The following is a 3,581-nucleotide window of genomic DNA, read 5'->3' as shown; positions in this document are numbered from 1 at the left end:
CGAATAACCTGCTGTTTATCATTTCGGAGAGGGTGACAGCCCAAAGGCTCGGTGTCGGAGACAGCGTTTCGCGCGATAAAAGATCGGAGGGGCTTCGAAGCTCGAAGACAACACGGGAGTCCGGGCGCAGGCGTGATCGGGTCCGCAGCAACAAAGGGCTGCGGTCCACTGACACCAGCGAAACATCCCATTCGCCATGCTCCCCACAGGCCTCAAAAATTAGAGCATCCACGGGCGACTGTCTGTCATGGGAAGCCGGGACAAGGCGTGCTGAAAGCACGCCCTGCCGGGGGTTGCACAGGAGGGAGAAAAGAAAGGGGCGACGGCCCGACCGATTGCGAATCGGGCGGGCCGTGCCGGGGCTTCAGATACGGCGTTTGCGATTGAGCATCGGAATCTTCGTCTGCGGTACCTCCAGCCGTTGAATAGTGCCCACCGAGGCAGCCACCTGGATCAGCGTCGGCTGGCCGAAGAGCACCCGCACATCGGCTTCCAGATTGGCCTGGCGCATCCGCTCGATCAGGCTCACCGCCAGCAACGAGTGGCCGCCCAGTTCGAAGAAGTGGTCGTGGCGCCCCACCCGTTCGACCTTGAGCAAATCGGCCCAGAGTGCCGCCAACCGGACTTCCACTTCACCCACCGGGGCTTCGTAGACACGCGAGGCGTAGGCGCTGCTGTCCGGCACCGGCAGGGCCTTGCGGTCGAGCTTGCCGTTGGGAGTCAGCGGCAAGGCGTCGAGCTGCATATAGGCCGCCGGCAGCATGTAGTCCGGCAGCAGTCCTTGCAGATAAGCGCGCAAGGTGCCGCTGTCCGGCACCACACCGACGTTGGCCAGGGTGAAATACGCCACCAGGCGGGTTTCACCCGGCACATCTTCACGGGCCATCACCACCGACTCCTGAACCTCGGGGTGTTTGGCCAGGCACGCTTCGATCTCGCCCAGTTCGATACGGAAACCACGGATCTTCACCTGGTCGTCGTTACGGCCCAGGTATTCGATATTGCCGTCCGCCAGGTAACGACCCAGGTCGCCGGTGCGGTACATCCGGGCATTCGGCGTGATGGCGAACGGGTCCTGGAGAAAGCGTTCGGCAGTCAGGTCATCACGGTTCAGGTAACCCCGGGCCACGCCGGCGCCGCCGATGTAGATTTCACCCGGAACACCCAGCGGAACGGGCTGTTGCTGCTCGTCCAGCAGGTAGAACCGGGTGTTGCCGACCGGTTTGCCGATATGCGGGGCAAAGCCGTCTTCGCGATCCATCGCCACCCAGCTTGAGTAGGTGGTGGTTTCCGAAGGGCCATAGAGGTTGCACAGGCGTTGGACGCCGGTCTTCTCGAACAGCGATTCCACCAGGCTGCGTTTAAGGGCTTCGCCCGCCACGTTGACCGTGTGCACCGATTTCGGCACGCCGCCTACTTCCAGCAGGGCCTTGAGCGCGGATGGAACGGTGTTGATCAAACCAATATCATGTTCGCCGTGTTGCAGTTCCAGGACGTTTTTCACTACGTCGATGCTGCCGCCCGAGGTCAGAGGGGCGAAGCACTCGTAGACCGCCAGGTCGAAGTTCAGCGAGGTGGAAAACAATGTCTTGTTCAACGCCGAACCGTCGAAAGCCTTGTGGGCCCAGGTCAGGAAGTTCACGGTGTTGCGGTGTTCGATCATCACGCCCTTGGGCAGACCGGTCGAACCCGAGGTGTAGATCAGATAGGCCAGATGCGCCGAAGTCAGCCCCGACACCTGCGGATTCTGGGCGGACTCATCCTGCCAGGTGCCCTGGTCGAGATTGATCACGGGCACCGTAACGCCCGCTAACAGATTCCGGGTAGAGGTTTGGGCCAGGACCGCCGCCGGAGCGCTGTCCTGCAACATATAGGCAATCCGCTCCGCCGGATAAGCCGGGTCCAACGGTACATAACCGCCGCCTGCCTTGAGAATCGCCAGCAGCCCGACAACCATCTCAGCCCCACGCTCAACACAGATCCCCACCCGCGAATCCGGCCGCACACCCTGTTTACGTAGGGTATGCGCCAGGCGGTTGGCCTGCTCATTGAGTTCGCGATAGCTCAGACGACGCTCGCCATGCACCACCGCCAGGGCCTGCGGCGTACGCTGTACCTGCGCCTCGAACAACCCATGAATGGTCTGCGCCTGCGGATAATCCAGCACGGTAGCGTTGAGCCCGAACAACAACTGCTCGCGCTCAGTCGCCGGCAACACCGACAGCCGTCCCAGCGGCACCTCCACGTTCTGCTCCAACGCCCCCACCACACTCGCCAGCGCGACCTGCATATAACCGCAGATCCGTTGCGCATCGACGCCGGCAGTCGCCTGTACCGTCAGACTGAAGCCCACGTCGTTATCGTCCACCGACAGCGTCAGCGGATAGTTGGTGCGCTCGCCGCCCCCCAGGCTTTCGATACCCTGCCAGGCATCCAGCGCCTGCTGGCTGACCTCACCGGCACCGTGCCGATAGTTGAGCAAGGCGCTGAACAGCGGCGTCGGCGCCGGCACCCCGCTGCAACGCTGGGCCAGCGCCAGGGACGCATGCTCATGGCCCAGCAGCGCGGTCAGCCGGCCATGGGCCGCCTTGAGCGCGGCCCGCGTGCCCAAGGCGCCAAGGTCCAGACGTAGCGGCAAGGTGTTGATAAACATCCCCAGCGCCCGATCCGCGCCCGCGCCGCCCTGCATCCGGCCCAGCAGCACGGTACCGAACACGACTTTCTCGCGTCGGCAGAGGCGGCCCAGCACCAAGCCCCAGGCCAGGTGCACCAGGCTTGCCGCGCTGACACCCGATTGCCGGGCACGGCCACGCAGGCGCTGGGACAGCTCAAGGTCCAGCGTCAGGTGGGCTTCGGCGATCGCCTGTTGGTCACCCCGCACTTCCTGCTGTTCGAACGGCAGGGTCGGCTCGTCGATATCGCCGAGCATCTCGCGGAAGAAGGTTTCGTGGGCCTCCTGGCTGACACCCAGGCGGGCCTGGGCCACATAGTTGCGATACGGCATGGCCGGAGCCAATGGCGTCGCCTGCCCACGCAGGCTGGCCTGCATTTCCTGTTGCACCACGGCTATCGTGGTGTGGTCGATGGCAATGTGATGGAACAGCAGCACGCCCACCCAGCGCTGGTTGAGCGTATCTTCGCTGACCGCCAGGTGCAGCAGCGGCGCCTGTTGCAGATTCAGGCGCAAGTGCGCCGGATCGAAGCGCTGCAGCAGTTGCGCCAGCGGTCCGGCGTCTCCCGGGGTCGACTCAAAGAACTCGACCATCAGCCGGGTCTGGCGCCAGACCACTTGCACCGGTGTCTCCAGCCCTTCCCAGACGATCGAGGTGCGCAACACATCGTGACGATCGATCACGCTTTGCAGCGCCCGGATAAAGTCATCCAGGCGTTGGCGGCTGTCGAAGCTGAACTGCGATTGCAGCACATAGGGATCACCTTCGCCGGCCGACAGGTGATGGAACAGGATGCCCTCCTGCAATGGCGCCAGCGGGTAGATATCCTGCACATTGGCGGCACCGCCAGGCACCGTTTCCACCACCCGGTCGATCTGTGCCTGGGTCAGGCTGACCAGTGGCAACAGG

Annotated in this window: 1 protein-coding gene; it reads right to left on the bottom strand. The window is 63.6% G+C overall.

Translation table 11 applies throughout. The annotated features are described in order from the left end of the window. Window positions 1–364: 364 nt before the first annotated feature. Window positions 365–3,581 (bottom strand): amino acid adenylation domain-containing protein (locus M5C01_RS32365; protein ID WP_248764459.1); only part of this gene is annotated, 3,217 nt, incomplete at its 5' end.

The organism is Pseudomonas sp. MWU12-2319, assembly GCF_023242525.1.
GTDB lineage: Bacteria > Pseudomonadota > Gammaproteobacteria > Pseudomonadales > Pseudomonadaceae > Aquipseudomonas > Aquipseudomonas gingeri_D.
The sequence above is the reverse complement of the archived record's forward strand: the minus strand, read 5'-3'. Positions and strand labels throughout refer to the sequence as shown.